Annotated in this window: 19 protein-coding genes and 1 tRNA gene; 9 read left to right on the top strand and 11 right to left on the bottom strand. The window is 39.2% G+C overall.

Annotation, left to right across the window (positions count from 1 at the left end; genetic code table 11):
• Window positions 1–133: 133 nt before the first annotated feature.
• From SJ312_RS09875 to SJ312_RS09865, 3 genes are all read right to left on the bottom strand, one after another.
• Window positions 134–1,207: an erythritol/L-threitol dehydrogenase gene (locus tag SJ312_RS09875; RefSeq protein WP_004905239.1), complete on the bottom strand. Its 1,074-nt coding sequence runs from the start codon at window positions 1,205–1,207 to the stop codon at window positions 134–136.
• A 733-nt stretch (window positions 1,208–1,940) separates the two neighbouring features.
• Window positions 1,941–3,242 carry an anaerobic C4-dicarboxylate transporter gene (locus SJ312_RS09870; protein WP_110592362.1) on the bottom strand — a complete coding sequence of 434 codons (1,302 nt, stop codon included), beginning with the start codon at window positions 3,240–3,242 and terminating at the stop codon, window positions 1,941–1,943.
• Between the two features lie 70 nt (window positions 3,243–3,312).
• Complete coding sequence (locus SJ312_RS09865) at window positions 3,313–4,041, bottom strand: aspartate/glutamate racemase family protein (protein WP_110592361.1); 729 nt, start codon at window positions 4,039–4,041, stop codon at window positions 3,313–3,315.
• A 460-nt stretch (window positions 4,042–4,501) separates the two neighbouring features.
• On the opposite strand from SJ312_RS09865, the gene hypT reads away from it, so the two are divergent.
• The gene (gene hypT / locus SJ312_RS09860) at window positions 4,502–5,410 is read left to right on the top strand and encodes a hypochlorite stress DNA-binding transcriptional regulator HypT (protein ID WP_004905229.1); all 909 of its coding nucleotides are present in this window, start codon (window positions 4,502–4,504) and stop codon (window positions 5,408–5,410) included.
• Window positions 5,411–5,514: 104 nt separating this feature from the next.
• Here the strand turns inward: hypT and SJ312_RS09855 are convergent, their stop codons facing one another.
• Both SJ312_RS09855 and SJ312_RS09850 read right to left on the bottom strand, forming a co-directional pair.
• Window positions 5,515–5,763 carry a hypothetical protein gene (locus tag SJ312_RS09855; protein WP_240704980.1) on the bottom strand — a complete coding sequence of 83 codons (249 nt, stop codon included), beginning with the start codon at window positions 5,761–5,763 and terminating at the stop codon, window positions 5,515–5,517.
• A 56-nt stretch (window positions 5,764–5,819) separates the two neighbouring features.
• On the bottom strand, window positions 5,820–6,338 hold the full coding sequence (locus SJ312_RS09850; RefSeq protein WP_319867566.1) for a ClbS/DfsB family four-helix bundle protein: 519 nt from the start codon (window positions 6,336–6,338) through the stop codon (window positions 5,820–5,822).
• Window positions 6,339–6,959: 621 nt separating this feature from the next.
• Between SJ312_RS09850 and melR the strand changes: the two genes are divergently transcribed.
• Genes melR through SJ312_RS09835 form a run of 3 tightly spaced genes read left to right on the top strand, consistent with a single transcriptional unit; the run spans window position 6,960 to window position 10,657 of the window.
• Complete coding sequence (melR, locus tag SJ312_RS09845; RefSeq protein WP_110592359.1) at window positions 6,960–7,922, top strand: transcriptional regulator MelR; 963 nt, start codon at window positions 6,960–6,962, stop codon at window positions 7,920–7,922.
• Window positions 7,923–7,981: 59 nt separating this feature from the next.
• Window positions 7,982–9,430 carry a Na+/H+ antiporter NhaC gene (nhaC, locus tag SJ312_RS09840; RefSeq protein ID WP_110592358.1) on the top strand — a complete coding sequence of 483 codons (1,449 nt, stop codon included), beginning with the start codon at window positions 7,982–7,984 and terminating at the stop codon, window positions 9,428–9,430.
• Between the two features lie 45 nt (window positions 9,431–9,475).
• Window positions 9,476–10,657, top strand: coding sequence for a MalY/PatB family protein (locus SJ312_RS09835; protein WP_110592357.1), 1,182 nt, complete (start codon window positions 9,476–9,478; stop codon window positions 10,655–10,657).
• Between the two features lie 114 nt (window positions 10,658–10,771).
• On the opposite strand, the gene SJ312_RS09830 is transcribed toward SJ312_RS09835, so the two are convergent.
• The 4 genes from SJ312_RS09830 to mutY all read right to left on the bottom strand — a co-directional run bounded on the left by SJ312_RS09830 (window position 10,772) and on the right by mutY (window position 13,491).
• Window positions 10,772–10,847: transfer RNA gene (locus tag SJ312_RS09830), tRNA-Phe, on the bottom strand.
• Window positions 10,848–11,030: 183 nt separating this feature from the next.
• Complete coding sequence (gene mltC / locus SJ312_RS09825; protein WP_004264664.1) at window positions 11,031–12,104, bottom strand: membrane-bound lytic murein transglycosylase MltC; 1,074 nt, start codon at window positions 12,102–12,104, stop codon at window positions 11,031–11,033.
• Window positions 12,105–12,158: 54 nt separating this feature from the next.
• Window positions 12,159–12,428, bottom strand: coding sequence for an oxidative damage protection protein (locus SJ312_RS09820; protein ID WP_042848738.1), 270 nt, complete (start codon window positions 12,426–12,428; stop codon window positions 12,159–12,161).
• 10 nt (window positions 12,429–12,438) lie between these two features.
• Entirely contained in the window at window positions 12,439–13,491 is a 1,053-nt protein-coding gene (mutY, locus tag SJ312_RS09815) for an A/G-specific adenine glycosylase (RefSeq protein WP_110592329.1), read from the bottom strand.
• Window positions 13,492–13,780: 289 nt separating this feature from the next.
• Between mutY and trmB the strand changes: the two genes are divergently transcribed.
• The 5 genes from trmB to SJ312_RS09790 all read left to right on the top strand — a co-directional run bounded on the left by trmB (window position 13,781) and on the right by SJ312_RS09790 (window position 17,787).
• Window positions 13,781–14,500: a tRNA (guanosine(46)-N7)-methyltransferase TrmB gene (gene trmB / locus SJ312_RS09810; RefSeq protein WP_004264669.1), complete on the top strand. Its 720-nt coding sequence runs from the start codon at window positions 13,781–13,783 to the stop codon at window positions 14,498–14,500.
• Window positions 14,500–14,832: a YggL family protein gene (locus tag SJ312_RS09805; RefSeq protein WP_004264672.1), complete on the top strand. Its 333-nt coding sequence runs from the start codon at window positions 14,500–14,502 to the stop codon at window positions 14,830–14,832. The genes trmB and SJ312_RS09805 overlap by 1 nt, the downstream gene beginning before the upstream one ends.
• Before the next feature lie 110 nt (window positions 14,833–14,942).
• Window positions 14,943–15,869, top strand: coding sequence for a glutaminase B (gene glsB / locus SJ312_RS09800; RefSeq protein ID WP_094962054.1), 927 nt, complete (start codon window positions 14,943–14,945; stop codon window positions 15,867–15,869).
• A 23-nt stretch (window positions 15,870–15,892) separates the two neighbouring features.
• The gene (locus SJ312_RS09795; protein WP_136134823.1) at window positions 15,893–16,624 is read left to right on the top strand and encodes a DUF2884 domain-containing protein; all 732 of its coding nucleotides are present in this window, start codon (window positions 15,893–15,895) and stop codon (window positions 16,622–16,624) included.
• Between the two features lie 212 nt (window positions 16,625–16,836).
• Window positions 16,837–17,787 carry a siderophore ABC transporter substrate-binding protein gene (locus SJ312_RS09790; protein WP_004264683.1) on the top strand — a complete coding sequence of 317 codons (951 nt, stop codon included), beginning with the start codon at window positions 16,837–16,839 and terminating at the stop codon, window positions 17,785–17,787.
• A 161-nt stretch (window positions 17,788–17,948) separates the two neighbouring features.
• Here the strand turns inward: SJ312_RS09790 and hemW are convergent, their stop codons facing one another.
• Both hemW and SJ312_RS09780 read right to left on the bottom strand, forming a co-directional pair.
• Entirely contained in the window at window positions 17,949–19,088 is a 1,140-nt protein-coding gene (gene hemW, locus SJ312_RS09785) for a radical SAM family heme chaperone HemW (protein ID WP_319867560.1), read from the bottom strand.
• Window positions 19,081–19,674, bottom strand: a complete 594-nt coding sequence (locus tag SJ312_RS09780; protein ID WP_094962051.1) for an XTP/dITP diphosphatase — start codon at window positions 19,672–19,674, stop codon at window positions 19,081–19,083. The genes hemW and SJ312_RS09780 overlap by 8 nt, the downstream gene beginning before the upstream one ends.
• Window positions 19,675–19,689: the final 15 nt, after the last annotated feature.

The raw sequence follows: 19,689 nt of genomic DNA, 5'->3' as shown, positions 1-19,689 counted from the left end.
TGCAGCGACAGCTAACTTTTTAAATTTACTCAGCATAAGATGTTCTCCTAAAAGAGCGTTTAATTATATGTAGGGTTTTTACTTATTTAGTGTTTATTTGAATTATCAATTATTACTGCCAGTTAAAACATGTTTATGGCTTGATGACGACTTTAATTGAGTCTGCCGATTTCGCCATGACAAAGGCTTCTTCCCAATCATCGATGGAATAGAAGTGAGTAACGATATCATCAGCACTAACTAAGCCACGGCTAAATAGGTCAATAGCGACTTCATAACTATATGGCCCTAAGTGAGCACCGCGGATATCGAGTTCTTTGCGGTCACCAATGATTGACCAGTCAACTGTTGTTTCTTTACCAAACACGCTGAATTCCACGAAACGGCCAAGTTTGCGGATCATTTCTAGCCCTTGAGTAACACCGATTGGTGCACCCGTTGCTTCAATATAAACGTCACAGCCATAGCCTTCAGTCATATCTTTGACTAATTTAATCGCATCTTCTTTCAGTGGATTGATAACGACATCTGCACCAAATTTTTTTGCTAATTCAAGGCGCTCATCAATCGCATCAATGACAACCAATTTTTTCGGCGTTTTTAATTTTGCGACTTGGATCATGCACAGCCCTAGTGGGCCTGCACCTGCAATGACGACGACGTCATTTAAATCAATATCACCACGGCGTACAGTGTGGATAGCACAAGCCATTGGCTCAATTAATGCGGCATCTTTATCAGATAGTTCATCAGGGATTTTATGAATAATGGCGCGTTCTGAAAAACGCATATATTCAGCCATACCACCGTCGGCAACTTCTTTTTGGAAACCGTAAATATCATGGGTTTCACACATCCAGTATTTGCCAGACTTACAGAAACGGCACTCCCAGCAAGGGACTATCTGTTCTGCTAAGATGCGGTCGCCGATTTTCAGTTTGAATTTTTCAGCGGAGCCTTCACCGAGCTCTGCAACGCGGCCATAAAACTCATGGCCAGGAACTACTGGGGCTTTGATCCATGGGTCATCTCCCCAAAACATTTGAGCACCATCGTTGGCTTTACAGTCGCCAGCACAGATCCCGCACCCATCAACTTTGATGACAACTTCTCTAAATCCTGGCGTTGGTCTTTTAATATTTTCAAAGCGATAATCATGTGGGCCATGACAAACAACTGCTTTCATTTTTTCAGGTAGGTTACTCATGTTCTAAGACCTCTTTCTAGTTGTTAACCCTAATGTTGACGTCAACATTAAGCGTTTTTTTATAACGCATTTGCTTTAGTTTTTTAACGCTTAACTATCAATATTGATATGTATGTAAGAAAAATGGTTGTTTAATGTTATAGATAAAATAAATTTTTTTTAATATGACGACGTCGTCATTTTTGAAAGTAAGTATCTTAAAAACTAAAATTTGTGATTTAAGCCCTAATTTTAGTCACTTAATTGAGTACTTTCATTGGGAAATGAGACTGCCGAAACTGACTTTGTAACATGATGAAAATCATAATAAAAATCTTAATTCATTCCTTACTCTGTTTTTTTAAGAAATGAATATGAAGCCGAGTATAATTATTTTAACTATTTTCAGAAGTGAATATTTCATGCAAAAACATTTCAGCTCACACTTTTGAATGAAAACAAATTTAAACTACATTTAATAAAGAGATATTGAGTGGTTAACAGGACATTATTTTTAATTTATAAAATTTAATTTAAAAAATTAAATAGAGTAATGAGTCATTTTGATACGTTGCTATAATATTTTCTTTGCAGATATATCTATAGGTATTAAAAAAATAGCTTTATACCTTGTAATTGTATTTTGCCAATTAAGCAAAGTATAAAGCTAAATAGAGCCAAAGTTTAACTTCATTTTGTCAATAAAATCATTTCGTTATATTCTAAAGGGGTGAGGAGACCTCACATCCTAGTGTTAGACAATCATTGGTGCAATGATAAAACCGAAGGCGACACCTGCAATAATTCCACCTAGCCCTGGTAGCATAAAAGGGTGATTTAAAATATATTTTCCAACCCGAGTAGACCCTGTAGAGTCGAATTCAATGGCTGCTAATGATGTTGGGTAAGTGGGTAAGACAAATACCCCGGTGACGGCGACAAAAGAGGCCAATATTGCCCATGTCGGAACATCTAAGGCAATGGCTAATGGAATAATTAACGGTGTTGTGGCACCTTGTGAATATAGCAAGGCACAGGTTAAGAACAGAACTAAAGCCAATAAAATAGGATATGCAGATAACACATCTCCTGCGATGGCCTTAATTTGGTCCATATGGGCATCAACAAAAGTAGTGCCTAATGTCACGATTCCGAGGATCACCGCAAGAGAACTCATTCCTGAGCGGAATGTTGGTGCTAGTACAATGGAATCCGGTGATGTTTTACAGAAAACTACCATCAAACATGCTGCACTTAGCATACAAATGATGATGATATCTCGTGTTCCCATCGGCTTACCGATATCAAAACCAGGACGTAATTGTGGGAATGCAGCGAGGATCACGATAGCAATAGTGGCAATAATGAATAGAACAACAGAGAATTTTTCTCTCGTTGTGCTCTCGCCTTTTTTCTCTTCGTACTTATGCACTAAGCCTTTTTGTAAACGTTCTAAATAGACCTCATCGTTTTCAAGTTCGCAGCCTTGACGCGATGCAATAAAGGCAGCAACCATAGCAGCAACAAAAGAGGCGGGTAAACATACTGACATGACAACGATAAAAGTGATGCCGTTACCTTCCATAATTGTCAACATCGCAGCCATTGCTGCACTGATTGGAGAGCCAGAAATAGCAATTTGTGAGGCAACCACTGAGCCTGCTAATGTTCTTGATGGCCGGATACCCGAATCTTTCGCAATTTCCGCTATCACAGGCAGCATAGAAAACACAATGAAACCTGTACCAGCCATGATAGTCATCACCCAAGTGGTGATTGGTGCGATTATATTTAAATACTTAGGATTTTTACGCATAAATTTACTGGCTAGGCGTACTAGATAATCCATCCCACCAGCAGCTTGTAATGCAGAAGCTGCTACCACGACCGTCATAATAATTAAAATAACATCAACAGGGGGTGATCCAATGGGTAAACCAAACCCGATGGTTAATACAGTTAATCCTAATCCACCACAGAGTCCTATACCTATTCCGCCCATGCGAATGCCAAAGAATATTGCACCTAATACAACAATGATTTCTAGCCAAACCATAATCGTCTCCAATAGACAATATATTGTCATTAGTAATATTGAAAAATTAATTTTTGATAATTGATATAAGTTAAATATTTTTATTTATCATTAAATTTTGTTTTCCGACTCTGTTTTCATACCAGTGAATACTTGCTCTGACTAATGAGCTGGTTGAGTCGATATATTTATCTGGATAATTATTTATTTCATTTGCAAGAATGACGGGGACTTCAGTACAGCCAAGAACAATAACTTCAGCTCCTCGAGAAAATAATATCTCAGCTTGTTTTTTCATAATGGACTCAGCCATCTTTTTATTTCCTGACTTTAATAAATAAATGCTTTCCATTACATTTTCTTGGCTTTTTTTATCAGGAGTAATGCAATTTAAATAATTTCTCTCTATATTTTTTTGGTATAACCCCATATACATGGTGGCATTTGTTGCAAGTAATCCGATATTTTTTTTCTTAGTTGCTAGTACCTCTTTCATTGTCGTTTCAACGATACTTAGCATATCGACGTGGCAAACCTCTTTCAGTTCACTAAACCAAAAATGTGCGGTATTACAAGGTATAACAATGCATTCGGCACCTGCATTTTCTAGCTTTCTCAAATAGTCAGTCATTAAAGGTAGAGGAGATTCACCATGGTTTAATAGTGCGTCCGTTCGGTCTGGTATATCAGGAATAGATGATATAATTAAAGGAATATGCTCTTGGTCTCTATTTACCACGGTATAATTTACGAATTTATTAAATAAATCGACAGTAGCGGCAGGCCCCATACCACCTAATACACCAATTAAGCCTTTCATTTTAATACCCCTGCATTTCATTAGTCTTTTTATAAAATAAAAAACAATAAGCACTTATCTTTATTAATTTATTTAACATATACTTTAATGTTAAAATGATTATTAACTTATTTATAACTGCCTAGCCTGTGGTTAATATTTATCAATGTTTATCTAAAATGAGAAATGCAAGTAAGTATGGTTTGATGCAAGATATGCATTAAGAGTTTTTATTCAAAATAAAAGCATTTTTATAAATGGCTCTGAAAGCCTGAATAGACTGGGCTCTATGGATTAAAAAAATCAAATGAAATTAATTTTTGATTTTTGTTAATGTTTTAAATGGTAGGGCTATGCATAATACAAATAACGCCACTACAAATTTAGTTTGATTATTTAACCAGTCATTAACTTAAAATATCAATAAAAATACTTTTGATTTTTTATATTTTAACAGCAAGTCAATTTAAGGCTTAATAAGATGAAAAATATAGAAACAAAATGGCTATATGATTTTTTAACACTAGAATCGTGCCGACATTTTTCTCATGCAGCAGAACAGCGAAGTATTTCTCAGCCCGCATTTAGCCGTCGTATTAAAGCTTTAGAGGAAGCCATTGGCGTTGAATTATTTGATAGAACGACGTCCCCTTTACAGTTGTCTGAAGAGGGCAAAATTTTTCATTCTCAAGCGCGTAGTTTATTACAACAACTGGAATGTAACTTAAATGAATTATCCGGCCATAATGTATTGAGCCTACCGAATATTAAAATTGCTGCTGCTCATTCGTTGTCGTTAACATTGCTCCCAAAATTAGTTCACGGGCTGTCTGGTTACGGTGGAGAATTTGTTTACCATGTTGAGGCTATTGATGTCGTACAAGTTGTGAACACATTGAGAGAAGGGAAAAGTGATTTTATTATCTCATTTTATGATGAAGATTTAATGCAATCACCATTTTCCTCATTGAATGTATTTGAATCTGAATTATACCCAATTTGTGCAGCGGATGAGCAGGGTAAGCCGCTATTTGATATCTATCAACCTCAAGTGCCATTGTTGAATTACACCAGTGCTTCATATATGGGAAGATTAGTTAATCGTCGGTTAAGTGAGTTTGGTGCGATCAATTCAAAAACACTTTTTATGTCATCAATGAGTGAGTTACTAAAAAATATGGCTTTGGATGGCCATGGTATAGCATGGTTACCCATTTATTCTGTAGTGAATGAATTGAAAGAAAAAAAACTCGTTTGTTTGGATACACCTGAATTAACGATACCTATCCAAGCGTATATTTACCGCATGGATACACGACTAAATAAAACTGCAGAGGATTTTTGGCGTATTTTGAAAAAAAATATTCCAGAGGATTTACGGAATTTATAGTGGGGAAAGGTAATTTATAAGTAAATAACCTGCGAATATAAGCAGGTTATTTAAGTAATTCGCCTTTTATTTAGCGGAAATATAACACCTTAAAAGTGAGAAAATTAATGATCTAGAGAAACAGAATGCACATATTCCAACTGTTTTAAAGAACAGTAAAATTCAGGTAAAGTGATTTTTTGGCGTACTAATAGCTTTAAATTTACCTCGACGCGCTCTTTCTTGATATCTCTGATAGTGAGATTCTCAATTAAGTCCTTATGGTTTTTTAGATACTCAATAAGTAAAGGTACACCTTTTTCATGAGTAAATAGCATACGAACTTTAATTTTTCCTAGTTTTTGGTTTTTCATCTGAAAAATACGTGGGGATAGAGCGAATTTTCGTCCATATAATTTGACGCTGACGCTTATTTTAAATTGATATTATTATTTTTTGCCCACTTTTTTAATCTTCCATTAGCGTTAGCGTAAGGCGAAGAAGTATTAAATGAGATCATCCGGCCCATTGTCCATTTTGAGTACCATGGTTTACCATATAAAACATCATCAGTTAGCTCATCAATAAGCTTCACAATTTCATTTTTTACAGTCTGAAGTTCAGCTACTAACGAGTTATAATTTAACTCACTGTAATCTGAATAAAATTTTTGGGCAAGAAGACCTAGCTGGTTCCATTTAAAACCAGTGTCTGGAAAATCGACTGGCAGACCTTTGGCATCAGAGGTGATCCATTTTACAACAAGAGAATTCCATCCGAGCAAATACGAAACAAGATCACGAACACTCATTTCCGTTTCTTTGGCATGCCCATCCATTGAGTGATCTGAGATAACTTCTGGCGGGATTGCATTAAGGTAACTAATTAATTTACTGAAATTTTTATTAATAGCTAAAAGTAGTTCAGCTTTTGTTTGGGGTACGCTCATAAGGAGTTCTCTCTTATTAAAATAGATACACCATAAAAGCACTGTGTGGTGCTTGAAAATGAATCAATTATGTATTACCAACCTCAACAGAGGAAGAGCCAATCATTAACTAGCTCCTTCTATCAAGTTCTGATGACCAGTTGAACTTTTGATAAGTTCAGTAATTAAGCAGCTTTGTTCCCATTTTTTCTAATTTTTTAGGGCGCTACATATAATATCGTGGCTGCACCACAGGCCTTATTTTGTAGTATTTGGCGCATTACTGGCGCTAGCATTTTCTCTACTAGCTTTCATTGATGCTCTGTCCCCAACAACTGATGCCAGAAAAGCTCTCTCAAATAGCTGAACGATTGGATAATCTGGCGCAATACAGTTTTATAGGCCACCAATTTAGGCTTTCAACTGAGAGGTATAGGATGAAGCTTAACAAAAGTTACTGCTTAACATGGAATGTAAACTTACAAAAGATTATTCCCATAAAGTCAGATTGATGATCTGCTACATCGTAATCTGACTTTATGGGATTAAATCCAATGAAATGTAGGTAAATTTGGGAAGTATCTACGCTAAGATACAAATGCAGTAGATACCTTTTCAATCAGTTGGCTCGGAGTAAGTGCTATGGCAGATAAAAACTATCCACGGTTACCGAATGATCCATATATGTGCCGTAGTTATGATAAGCAGACCAAAAGCCCACTGGCTCTATATTCAGAGTCGCAAAGAATGGACATAGAACTCCGGGCGCCTCTAGCAATGTCTTACAGTCACTGGCATGGACAGGTAGAAATAAATATTCCATTCGATGGTAATGTTAATTACCTGATAAATAATGAGACCGTGCAGTTCCAGCAGGGGCATGTGACATTATTCTGGGCATGCACTCCCCATCAGTTAATAGATCCGGGGTACTGCCAGCAAATGGCTATTATAAACCTACCTATGCATTTGTTTTTATCGTGGCCTTTGGAACGGGAGTTAATAAATCATGTTACGCACGGGAGGGTGATACAATCTTTGAGCGTACAGCCGTTGAGCATTATTGAGGTTCAGCGCTGGCAGAATGAACTCAACAGTCCTAATCCACATATTCGACAATTGGCAATTGATGAAGTTGCTCTGATGCTTAAGCGCTTTAGTATGTTGGGATGGTCCCCTGTATCTGCACATAAAACATCTTCTTCAACCCAGAATTCTACCTCTCGTCACGCGCAGTTTTATGTCAGTCAGATGCTTGAATTTATTGCCGTAAATAGTGATCAACACCTTACTGTTAATGATATCGCTGAACATGTGAAATTAAATACTCACTACGCCATGGGTATTTTTAAGAAGTCTATGCAGATGTCGATAAAGCAATACATCATGTCACTACGTATTAACCATGTCCGAGCACTGCTAAGCGATACTGATAAACCGATTATGGATATCGCCATGCTGGCTGGTTTTACATCTAGCAGCCGATTCTACAGTATTTTCAAAAACCATGTTGGTATACCTCCTAAAGAGTACCGAAGGTTGAGTCATGAACATAGTCTACATGTTTCCTCACCAGGGAAAGGTATTAAACATATAAATAAGTAAGTGTAAATAATAATGAAATATAAGCCTGTTCCATAATATAAAAATCAGGGATATATAAAATGAAAAACATTCCACATCCAGGTAAGCAGCGACCTTCTTTCTTCTGGTCACTGTTCCCTATGCTTATTATGTTAGCTGCAATTAGTATTGGATATTTTGTATTTAATATACGCGCTGAACCCATGATCCTTTTAGGAACAGCGACAGCTTCTTTTGTTGCTATTGCCCATGGTTATACGTGGGATGATATTTTGAAATCTATTTGTTTGAAAATATCAGAGGCCTTACCCGTTATCTTAATTGTAGCTAGTATTGGTTTTCTTATTGGTGCATGGATGGTATCTGGCACTATTCCTATGATGATATATTATGGCCTTAAGATTATAAATCCGCAGTATTTTTATATTTCGGCATTCTTTCTTGGAGCTCTTATTTCTGTTTGTACGGGAACGTCATGGGGATCAATAGGAACAATAGGAATTGCAATGATAGGAGTTGCTATCGGATTGAATATTCCCTTAGCTATTGCCGCTGGAGCCATTGTTTCTGGTTGCTGGTTTGGAGATAAGCTTTCTCCTGTTTCCGATTCGACAAATATGGCAGCTTTAGCAGCAGGTGTGAATTTATATTCACATATAGGCCATCTGCTTTGGACAACTGGTCCCGGATTTATTTTGTGCTGTGTCGTATATACTTATATGGGTTTAAGTATTGATGCCTCAGCGACAACACCGGACAGTATTGCCATACTGATGACGTCTATTGCTAAAGTATATAATTTTAATGTTTTGCTTATTTTGCCACCTATCATTGTACTATACGGCTCTTTGAGCAAGAAACCGCCCATTCCAATGCTTTTTTTATCAACGTTAGTTTCAGTCATTTTAGCACTTGTTTTCCAGTCATTTACTCCTGCTTCTGTAGGAGAGTCTGTAGTAAGTGGCTTTAGGTTAAGTATGGCTGATGGCGTGAATATTTCGGCATTATCTTCAGATATGCCACGCTTACTAGAGCGAGGTGGGGCAATCTCCATGTTTAGCAGTTTCGTTACCGTATTTAGTGCGTTCAGTTTTGCTGGTGCTATGAGTGCAACAGGCTCTTTACATACGGTTATTCATAGAATGACTGAAGGGGTGAAATCTACCTTCAGACTAATACTTACAACGATTCTGAGTGCTTTTACTATATGCGCTTGTACTGCAAATGGCACATTACCATTGTTACTATGCGGGGATGCATTTAAAGATGAATATAAAAGGAGAGGGCTGGCTACTAAAAATCTTTCCAGAACCACAGAGGATGCAGGTACGGTAGTTGAGCCTATAATTCCATGGTCAGCTTCTGGGGTGTATTGTGCCACGATGCTGGGTGTTGCAACTCTCGATTATCTTCCTTGGGCAATTCTGTGTTACAGCGGTGTATTTTTTGCTCTGTTATGGGCCGCTACAGGTATTGGTATTGCTCCTTACGATAAAGATGACGACCCCGAATATCTGGCTGCATCCTGAGCTACAGAAAATTTAATTTAATATCGAGACAATGGTGTACAAAATATGTCTTTATTTGATCAAGCTATTTCCAGAGATCCTATATCCCGCAAAACTGGGCAAATGAAACAAATGTTTGGGACAGATACCGTTATACCTTTATGGATTGCGGATATGGATTTTAGTACTCCCGATGCTATTTTGTCAGAGATGAAATCCGTTCTTTCACAGTCAATTCAGGGATATAATATGGACTACCCTGGTTGGAAAGAGGCTATAATTTACTGGTATAAAAAGCGGTATGATTGCCAGATTAAAGAGGAGTGGATACATTTTATTCCGGGAGTAATAAAATCAGTTGTTTTATCTTTGCTTGCTCTATCTCAACCGGGGGATAATATTCTGACCTTGACACCGATATACGACCCATATCGAGAATTAGTGCCAGGGTGTGAGCGTACTCTTATACAGTCCCAGTTGATTGAAAGTCAGGGTTCTTATGAGATTAACTGGATTGATTTTAGAGACAAATTAAAAAAATCTAGATTATTTTTATTCGTCTCTCCTCATAATCCTGGTGGAGTCTTATGGAGCAAAGAGACACTTTCAAAAATAAAGCGTTACTGCCATGAAGAAAACGTTATCGTAATATCGGATGAAGTACATAGTGATTTAATATTTTCTAAAACATCACATATACCTTTTTTTAACTTAGATGATGACATGGTTAGCCAGTCGATAGTCTTGCACTCTCCCGGAAAAACATTCAATGTACCGGGGGTGCAGGGTGGGTTCATGATTATTAAGAACCCACAATTACGTGAAAAGGTATTTGGTTTTCTTGATCAATGTCATCTTGCTGAGACAAATTATCTTCAACAGGCAGTTATTTTTTCATCATTCATTCATTGTGAAGAATGGTATCAGAAATTACTGGGGTATCTGGCAGATAATATAGCATTTGTAAAAGCAACAATAGAAAAACATTGTCCAGACCTCTCTGTTGTACATGGAGGAGCTTCTTATTTATTATTTTTGAACGCTGAAAAATTAGGTATGGATGATGAACAACTAGCGACCTTTTTTACCAGAGATGCGGGATTGGGGCTCTCCCCAGGAAAGCAATACGGTCCCGGGGGGGAACAACATATGAGACTAAATGTTGCGTCTCCACGGGATGTACTGGATCATGCTATGGAAAACCTCAGGGCTGCTTATAAAAAACGGCATGTTTTACCCGCACAGTAAGGTTGATACGGGTAGGTTCGAGTTGAATTTAGTTAAGTTGAAACATTGGGCGAGTGCTGACTTCAAGTAGATACAAAGCAAAAACCCGCCTTTTGGGCGGGTTCTTTAAAGAAGTGGTGCCCGGACTCGGAATCGAACCAAGGACACGGGGATTTTCAATCCCCTGCTCTACCGACTGAGCTATCCGGGCAACGGAGCGTATTAAACCTGATTTCATTGGTTGAGTCAAGGCGCTTTCAATAAACTTTTGACTGTATGCGCTTTTTTTCAACATGTTAGCTAGTTTTTAATCGAAAACACATAAAATTATTAAGGTTAATGACTAATACCAGCCTTAAATCAGATTTTGGCTGGCATTCACTATTGGAAAATTTTAACGTAGATAATTTTTCTGTGCTTTGTTCACTTTAATCAGGTAATTACGTGACTCTGCAGCAGGGTGCTTAGTGGACAAGGTTTCATACACTTCACCCGGTTCTAAATTATTAATACGCTGCGCGGCTTGCTTTTTATCGCTGTGGAACACCCGCAGAACGCTGCCTGCGCCGCCATTATATGCGGTAATAACAGCATAACGGCGTGAGGTTTGATTACGAATATCGCCTAAGTAGCTGTTCTGCAATATAGCTAAGTAAGCCGTACCCGTATCAATATTTTTTTCTGGGTCAAACAAATAGCTACGGCTAGGAACACCAGATTTCCCTTGTGAGCGGAAAACATCTTTGCCGGCGGTATTTGGCATAATTTGCATTAAACCAAGCGCATCAGAGCGGCTAACTGCATAAGGGTTGAAACTCGACTCAATTTGCATAATCGCGAGGATTAATGACTCATCAACACCATATTTGGCCGCAGATTTCTTAATATAAGGTAAATATTTATGAGCCCGTTTATCTAAATGGTTTGGTACTAATTGCATAGTCACGGACCAAACAATATTCATACCAGACTGTCTGCGCTGCATTTTATTTTCAATCAGATAATCAGCAAACTTTGTGGCTCTCCATTCCCAACGAATCGCTTCTCCTGTGTTATCGAGCACTTGGCCAAATAAAAAGGGTTCTTTGCTGTGAGGAATATCATTGATATCAGAATAGAGGTCAATGGAATTGGGGTCGTCCCCCATTAATAAGGTGGTGACAATAGCTTTCTTTAAGTGCTGTGAAGGCTCTACCGCTGAAATAGTCTCAACCGTAATGGTCCCTGCATCAAAATTAATATGGCTACGAGTTCGGTATTCATCGGTATATTTTACGTAGTCTTTTGGACCCGCAATTAATACTTCTTTAATGCCCCAAATATTTTCAATATTGTGGGCAAATTGACCCATTAATATATCGAACCCATTGGTATCTTTGACATAATCAGGGTTAAAGTCAGATTTTTGCTTGCTAGAACAAGAAATAATTAGAGGGATCAACAAACTCAGCGCAAATAGTTTTTTCATACGATTCACAGTCTTGGGGCAAAAGTCTACCTACTAAGTAGGTAGACAAACAGATTATTTTTCAGGTGTATAGCCATCAATATGGATATCGTGGCCTTCAAACAAGAACTTAATCATTTCTTGTTCTAACATTTTACGGTCATCAGGGTTCATCGTATTAAGTTTCTTTTCATTAATGAGCATGGTTTGCTTTGCCATCCACTGGCTCCACGCCTCTTTTGAAATCTCGTTAAAAATACGTTTTCCTAACTCACCTGGGTAAAGCTGAAAATCTTGCCCATCTGCATCACGTTGTAAAAATGTACAAAAAATGGTTCTACTCATTAATTTTTCCTCAAATATCAGGTAGTAAGGCGAGCTGTTTTAGTAAACTTTCAACTGGGGCAGCAAGGCCGATAGTTGCGCCTAAGTGTAAGTTATACCAGAGTCCTTTGCCTTCATCCATGGCAGAATTAAATGCCTGAATCTTAACTTTTACAGGGATAATATCTAAATGAAAATGGCTAAATGTGTGACGGAAAGAAATTAATTGCTCTAATTGAGTATACTCAAAGCCAGATTCGTTCAGCCAATCATTGAGTTGCTCTAAAGAATCAAACTGTGGAAAGGCAAATAATCCCCCCCAAATACCGGATGGTGGGCGTTGTTCTAACCACACATCATCGTCGTGCTGAATAATTAGAAACCAAGCACTCTTTTCAGGGATTTTCTGTTTTGGTTTTTTACCTGGGTAGTTTTGCCATGAATGATTAGCATAGGCCATACAGCCAAAATTAAGCGGGCATAGTTCGCATTTTGGTTTACTGCGAGTGCAGATCATTGCGCCTAAATCCATCATCGCTTGGTTAAAAAATTCAACTCCCACTTGTGGGGTGACATCCGTGCTGATTTCCCACAAACGGTTTTCGACTTCTTTTTTACCCGGCCAGCCATCAACCGCATAAGCTCGAGCTAATACGCGTTTAACATTACCATCGAGGATAGGGTAATGCTGTTTTTGCGATAATGATAAAATTGCCCCAGCAGTGGACCGGCCAACCCCAGGCAGCGCTAAAACCTCATCAAATGTAGTGGGAAATGAGCCCCCATATTGAGTCGCGATCACTTGAGCGGCTTTATGGAGATTTCTAGCCCGGGCGTAATAGCCGAGCCCTGTCCATAAGTGCAAAACTTCATCAAGAGGAGCGTTGGCAAGGGCGCTCACATCTTCAAAGCGAGAGATAAACTTCTCAAAATAAGGGATTACAGTACTCACTTGGGTTTGTTGCAGCATAACTTCTGATAACCAAACATGGTAGGACGATTTTTCCTGTTGCCATGGCAACGTCTTACGACCATATTTGTGATACCAGTTAAGTACTGCAGATGAAAATTGTTGAGCTTCCATTAATAATTTTATTTTTTATTGATATTTCCAGTCATGGTAGGAATTGCAACATAGACGAAGGGGGCTGTAAACCGCTATTGTGTTGTTTAGTGTAAAGTTAGCGAATTATCAACTGCATCCTTGTGGAAGTTTTGCTAAACTCCGATATCCATCATGCCTCAAGGGTAAAGTTAATCACTACAACTTGGGCATTTAGGGCTGTAAATTGATAGGTTTGGTAACCAATCACCTTATAAACTTGATTGTTGGCACATTAACTTAATTGGGCACTCATTTTAGAACCTTTATTATGATCAATAATGTTATCTCCCCCGAATATAATGAAGATGGGCGGGTTATGCGCCGAGTCCGTAGTTTTGTCCGCCGTCAAGGGCGTCTGACAAAACGTCAGGAAGACGCATTAGAAAAAGAATGGGCAGAAAAAGGCATCGATTTTATCAATGAACCTTTTGATTTTGCCAAAGTATTCAATAACTCAAATCCAGTTACCTTGGAAATTGGGTTTGGGATGGGCGCCTCATTGGTGACCATGGCATCTCAGAATGCAGATAAAAACTTTTTAGGTATTGAAGTTCATGCTCCCGGTGTTGGCGCATGTTTAGCATCAGCAAAAGAAGAAAACGTCACCAATTTACGGGTGATGTGCCATGATGCAATAGAAGTTTTAGACTGCATGATCCCAAACGGTAGCCTTGCGATGGTTCAGTTATTTTTCCCTGACCCATGGCATAAAGCGAAACATAATAAGCGCCGTATTGTGCAAGTTCCGTTTGCAGAAAAAATTCGTAGCAAACTAGCTATCGGCGGTGTTTTCCATATGGCAACAGATTGGCAGCCTTATGCAGAGCACATGCTTGAAGTGATGACGAGTGTCGAAGGGTATAAAAACTTATCACCATCAGGTGATTACGTTCCTCGTCCAGAAACAAGACCAGAAACAAAATTTGAAAAGCGCGGCCAGCGGTTAGGGCACGGTGTATGGGATTTAATGTTTGAGAGGATCAAATAATGGCTAAACAACCACGTAGTCGTCGTTTACGTAAAAAATTACGCTTGGATGAGTTCCAAGAGTTAGGTTTTACTGTTAAGTGGAGCTTTAAAGAAGGTACGCCGATTGAGGAAGTTGACAGCACCGTTGACCAACTGATTGCAGAAGCGATTGAACCGAATGGTTTGGCGTTTGAAGCAAGTGGCTATATGAACTGGGAAGGGATTGTTTGCTTACAAAAAATTGGCAAATGTACCGAAGAGCACCGTCAAATTGTTGAAAATTGGCTAAAATCAAAAGGCATGAATGACGTCGTTGTTTCTGAGCTGTTTGATGTTTGGTGGGAAGAATAATTTTATTGAGTCAATCTCAATAAATAAACTGAGCTTTCAGTCGCTTGAAGAGGCATCCAAAAATTGGGTGCCTTTATTTTCTGTTGCAAATACTATCTGGAGTCAACGTTTTGAGCGCCATGTTTTCTAACCAGCTACTCAACGATATCCTAGACCAAGTTCGCCCACTGATTGGGCAAGGTTGTGTTGCAAATTATATTCCTGCTTTAGGTTGCGTACCTTCCCACCATTTAGGCATTGCGGTATCCACGATTGACGGTGATATTTTCACCGCAGGGGACGCATATCAACGTTTTTCAATTCAATCTATTTCAAAAGTATTAAGCCTCACGCTTGCAATGACACGTTATGAGGAAGAGGAAATTTGGAGCCGCGTAGGTAAAGAACCCTCAGGGCTACCCTTTAATTCGTTAATTCAAATTGAAATGGAAAAGGGGATACCTCGAAACCCGTTTATCAATGCGGGAGCCATTGTTATTGCTGATATGTTGCAATCACGTCTAAGCGCACCTAAACAGCGCATGCTAGAGTTTGTCCGAAAGTTGTCCTGCGAACCGGATATCAGTTATGACACGGTTGTCGCTCGCTCAGAATTGGAACACGCCAGTCGTAATGCAGCTATTGCTTATCTTATGAAATCTTTTGGGAATTTTGAAAATGATGTTTTAACGGTTCTCGAAACTTATTTTCATTATTGCTCTCTAAGTATGAACTGTGTTGAATTAGCGAGGTGTTTTTCCTATTTAACATCGCAAGGGATGTCATCTTGCTCCATTGACCCCATCATCACGCCACTACAATCAAGGCAAATCAACGCATTAATGATGACTTGTGGTATGTATGACGGTTCTGGTGAGTTTGCATTTCGGATAGGAATGCCCGGCAAGTCTGGTGTTGGTGGCGGTATTGTTTGTGTGGTTCCAAACCAATTTACCGTAGCGGTTTGGTCACCTGAGCTAGACTCGGCGGGGAACTCTTTAGTCGGCTGTGCGGCTTTAGAGTTATTATCGAAACGAATTGGGCGTTCTGTTTTTTAATTAATGCTCTACTAGGAGATTTTATGTTACGCCGTACATTAATTGCATTTTCACTCCTTGCTTGTGCGACGAGCCAAGCTGCAGATTATAACTGTTCTGTAACACCAAAGGATGACATCGTTATGACACCTGAAAGTGTGCAAGTTATTGGTGCAAGTGGCGATTTAAAAATTACGCCAAATGGTGATATCACGCTTAACGGTAAAAATGTTGCTGCAACAGAGGCCCAAAAGCAGCAAGCTATTCGTTACCAAGCCTCTATCCGTCAGGATTTACCTTGGATAAAACAAGAATCAGAAAAAAAATTATCAACTTCAAGGGAAACGATAGACAAAGTTGTCGTTAAAGTGGTTGGTAGCGATAGCAATATCCGTAACCGGTTAACAAAACTAGAAAAAGAGCTTAATGGGCAAATCAATCAAATTATTGAGACTCGCCCTAATGGTTATGTATTTCACCATGAAGCCATGAAAACTGTTGAAGCGAAAGGACGCGAGCTAGTTAATGAAAGCTTGGGGGGCATTTTACAAGACAGCATCAACGAAATGGGGCGCAAGCAATTATTATCGGGTGGTGATGCTAATAAAGCGCTACAAGGTATGTTAGGGAACTTAGGCGGGTTACAACAAGAGCTCGAATCTGAATGGAAAAAACAAGAGAAAAGCTTCCAGCAATTTGGCCAACAAGTTTGTTCTAAAGTAACCTCAATAGAGCAACAACGCGTCTCATTACTTAATTCAATCAAAAGTAGCTGATAGCACTAAAATCACAATAACCTTATGAGCAGTAATGTATTTTTTGTACATTACTGTTTTTTTATTTTATCTGTATTATCTCTATCATCAATTTGTGTGATATTAATTCCATTAATGGGAATGAAAATGAAATTGATTCTTATTTGATTGACATCTAAGCTGCTCACTTTACAATGCGGGTTTGGCTTAATGACTAAATTGGGATCATTTAAATGAAAAAGTTCATTCCTGCTCTGCTTGTTTCTGTGTTGTCATTCTCTGCGCCTTTCGCTCTCAGCGCTGAATCTACCACTTTCACGCCAAATGCGGTTACAGCACAAGGTGTTGAAAAAGTGACGATCAAACACCTATCAGGTGAAACTGAAGTCGTGAAAAAACCACAAAAAGTGGTTCTGTTTGATTTCGGTGTTTATGACTCAATGCAAAAACTCGGCTTAGGTGACAAGGTTGTTGCACTACCCACTGGCAATGCTCCCGCTTATATAAAAGGCAGCATTCCTGCATCAATGGAAAATGCAGGTGGAATGAAACAACCGGATTTAGCCAAAATCGCGCAATTAAAACCTGACCTGATTGTGATCACGGGTCGTCAAGGTAAGTCTTATGATGAGTTATCAAAAATTGCACCCACCATCAATTTAGGCTCTGATAGCAAGCACTATATTGATTCTGTAAAAGCCAACATTGGTGTGATTGGTGAGCTCTATGGTAACCAAAAAGCGGTTGATGAGCAGTTGGTTCAATTAGATAAAGTCATCGCAGACGCCCAGAAGAAAGCGGCTGATTCCAATAAGAAAGTTTTAGTACTGATGCATAATGACGGCAAATTAATTCCAAATAGCCAAGCCGTTGTTTACAACGTTGTGAAAGCGCAACGCGCTGACCTACCGGTTGATGAAAGTGCAGATAAAGCAAAACGCCGTGTTGTGGATACCAAAACTATTGCTCAAGCGAATCCAGACGTGATCCTGATTGTTGACCGTAGCGAAGCGATTGGTGCAGGTAAACTGGATAAAACGGTATTTGAAGACAGCAATATTCAAGAAACCAAAGCTTATAAAGACGGCAAAATTACTTACCTGCAATCTGACTTATGGTATTTGTCAGGTGGTGGTTTAGTTAGCTTAACTGAACAAGTTAATGCGGTAGTTAATGCACTGTAACTGATATCTGCCACTGTCTTATTGATGGTGGCAATATGTATTACCTCAATTGTTATTCTTGTCTATTTCATTTTTATCTCTAAACAAAAGCCCACGTCAAATAAAGTGGGCTTTCATCTAATTTATAAGTGAAATGATATTATAAATAAATCGAATAACCGCTACTCTTCACCTAAAAATAACTCTAATAGGGAATTGAGAAACAATTTTCCATGCTCTGTGATCTGCCATTCATTCACGGTTTCTGTGATATAGCCTTTAGCTAAGGCTTCATCAATAGCCGCTCTAACTGTTGATTCTGGTAACCCTGTATATTGGGTAAATTCAGCGCGAGGCATAGCTTCAAGCAGGCGAAAGCGGTTCATGAAATATTCAAATGGCCTATCGGAGGCATCAACATCATAGGATTGGTGCATATAACGCCCCTCCATATAACCTCGAGGGTGTTTTGTTTTTACGGTTCGTAAAATTTGACCATCTTCAAAAGAAATTTTTCCATGAGCACCACAACCGATGCCTAAATAGTCACCAAAGCGCCAGTAATTGAGATTGTGTTGGCATTGGTAACCGGGTTTAGCATAGGCGGATGTTTCATATTGCTGATAACCTGCCGCACTCAATAATTTATGGCCTTCGGTGTAAATATCCCACAGTGTATCGTCATCGGGTAATACCGGAGGACGTGAGCCAAACTGAGTGTTGGGTTCAATGGTTAATTGGTACCAAGACAGGTGCGGAGGTGCAAGCTCAATGGCTTGGCGCAGGTCAGATAAACCTTCAACTTGAGTTTGCGCAGGTAACCCATGCATTAAATCGAGGTTAAAGCTTCTTAAATTAAGATTAGTGGCCAACTGAGCGGCGCGTTTCGCTTCATCAGCGCCATGAATACGCCCTAAAGTGATTAATTTGTCATTACCGAAACTTTGTACGCCAATAGAAATACGGTTGATTCCTGCTGCTTGGTAACCTGCAAAACGGTCAGCCTCAACAGAGCCGGGGTTTGCTTCCATGGTGACTTCTGCGAGAGGGTCTAAATCAACTCTCTGACGTACGCCATCCATTAACGCTTGCATTGACTCAGCACTTAATAAACTGGGCGTTCCACCCCCAATAAAAATGGTTTTTACCGAACGCCCTGCAACTAATTTTGCATCAATGTCTAAATCGGCCAATAAGTGTGCCACATATTCTTGCTGAGGAATTTCCCCCTTAAGTGTGTGTGAGTTGAAGTCACAATAAGGGCATTTTTGCACACACCAGGGGATATGGATATACAGGCTCAGCGGGGGTAATTTAAGCATTCTTCAGCGCATCCAACATCATTGTGAGGGCTCTTCCACGATGTGAAACGGCTTGTTTTTCTGCTTTTGTTAACTCTGCTGAGGTGCAACCTAATTCAGGAACATAAAATATTGGGTCATAACCGAAGCCGCCTTGGCCTTTGCGTTCATGAGTTATGACACCGTGCCAACGACCATGAAAAACCAATGGCGTCGGGTCTTCTGCATGGCGTAAATAGACTAGAACGCAGTTGAATTGAGCCTGACGTTGGTCGTCAGGCACATTTTTCATTGCTTCAAGTAATTTTATCAGGTTTTGCTCATCGGTCGCATCTTCCCCTGCATAACGTGCAGAGTAAATGCCAGGTGCGCCACCGAGTGCATCAACAGAAATTCCTGAATCATCAGCAATTGCGGGTAACCCGGTTTGTGCTGCTGCATGGCGTGCTTTTAAGATCGCATTTTCAATAAAGGTTAAGCCTGTTTCTTCTGCAGATTCAACACCTAATGAGGTTTGTGCGACGATATCCATCCCAAAATCACGTAGTAGGTCAGCTAACTCATTCACTTTCCCGGGGTTACCGGTGGCTAAAACAACTTTTTGCATTATTTAAAACTCGTT

The sequence above is a fragment of the Providencia sp. CIM-Carb-044 genome, from assembly GCF_033901115.1.
GTDB lineage: Bacteria > Pseudomonadota > Gammaproteobacteria > Enterobacterales > Enterobacteriaceae > Providencia > Providencia hangzhouensis.
The sequence above is the reverse complement of the archived record's forward strand: the minus strand, read 5'-3'. Positions and strand labels throughout refer to the sequence as shown.

Bases quoted from the DNA above. Each gene is read 5' to 3' on its own strand.
- SJ312_RS09875 (WP_004905239.1), bottom strand. From the start codon at position 1,207: ATGAGTAACCTACCTGAAAAAATGAAAGCAGTTGTTTGTCATGGCCCA.
- SJ312_RS09870 (WP_110592362.1), bottom strand. From the start codon at position 3,242: ATGGTTTGGCTAGAAATCATTGTTGTATTAGGTGCAATATTCTTTGGC.
- SJ312_RS09865 (WP_110592361.1), bottom strand. From the start codon at position 4,041: ATGAAAGGCTTAATTGGTGTATTAGGTGGTATGGGGCCTGCCGCTACT.
- hypT (WP_004905229.1), top strand. From the start codon at position 4,502: ATGAAAAATATAGAAACAAAATGGCTATATGATTTTTTAACACTAGAA.
- SJ312_RS09855 (WP_240704980.1), bottom strand. From the start codon at position 5,763: ATGAAAAACCAAAAACTAGGAAAAATTAAAGTTCGTATGCTATTTACT.
- SJ312_RS09850 (WP_319867566.1), bottom strand. From the start codon at position 6,338: ATGAGCGTACCCCAAACAAAAGCTGAACTACTTTTAGCTATTAATAAA.
- melR (WP_110592359.1), top strand. From the start codon at position 6,960: ATGGCAGATAAAAACTATCCACGGTTACCGAATGATCCATATATGTGC.
- nhaC (WP_110592358.1), top strand. From the start codon at position 7,982: ATGAAAAACATTCCACATCCAGGTAAGCAGCGACCTTCTTTCTTCTGG.
- SJ312_RS09835 (WP_110592357.1), top strand. From the start codon at position 9,476: ATGTCTTTATTTGATCAAGCTATTTCCAGAGATCCTATATCCCGCAAA.
- mltC (WP_004264664.1), bottom strand. From the start codon at position 12,104: ATGAAAAAACTATTTGCGCTGAGTTTGTTGATCCCTCTAATTATTTCT.
- SJ312_RS09820 (WP_042848738.1), bottom strand. From the start codon at position 12,428: ATGAGTAGAACCATTTTTTGTACATTTTTACAACGTGATGCAGATGGG.
- mutY (WP_110592329.1), bottom strand. From the start codon at position 13,491: ATGGAAGCTCAACAATTTTCATCTGCAGTACTTAACTGGTATCACAAA.
- trmB (WP_004264669.1), top strand. From the start codon at position 13,781: ATGATCAATAATGTTATCTCCCCCGAATATAATGAAGATGGGCGGGTT.
- SJ312_RS09805 (WP_004264672.1), top strand. From the start codon at position 14,500: ATGGCTAAACAACCACGTAGTCGTCGTTTACGTAAAAAATTACGCTTG.
- SJ312_RS09795 (WP_136134823.1), top strand. From the start codon at position 15,893: ATGTTACGCCGTACATTAATTGCATTTTCACTCCTTGCTTGTGCGACG.
- SJ312_RS09790 (WP_004264683.1), top strand. From the start codon at position 16,837: ATGAAAAAGTTCATTCCTGCTCTGCTTGTTTCTGTGTTGTCATTCTCT.
- hemW (WP_319867560.1), bottom strand. From the start codon at position 19,088: ATGCTTAAATTACCCCCGCTGAGCCTGTATATCCATATCCCCTGGTGT.
- SJ312_RS09780 (WP_094962051.1), bottom strand. From the start codon at position 19,674: ATGCAAAAAGTTGTTTTAGCCACCGGTAACCCCGGGAAAGTGAATGAG.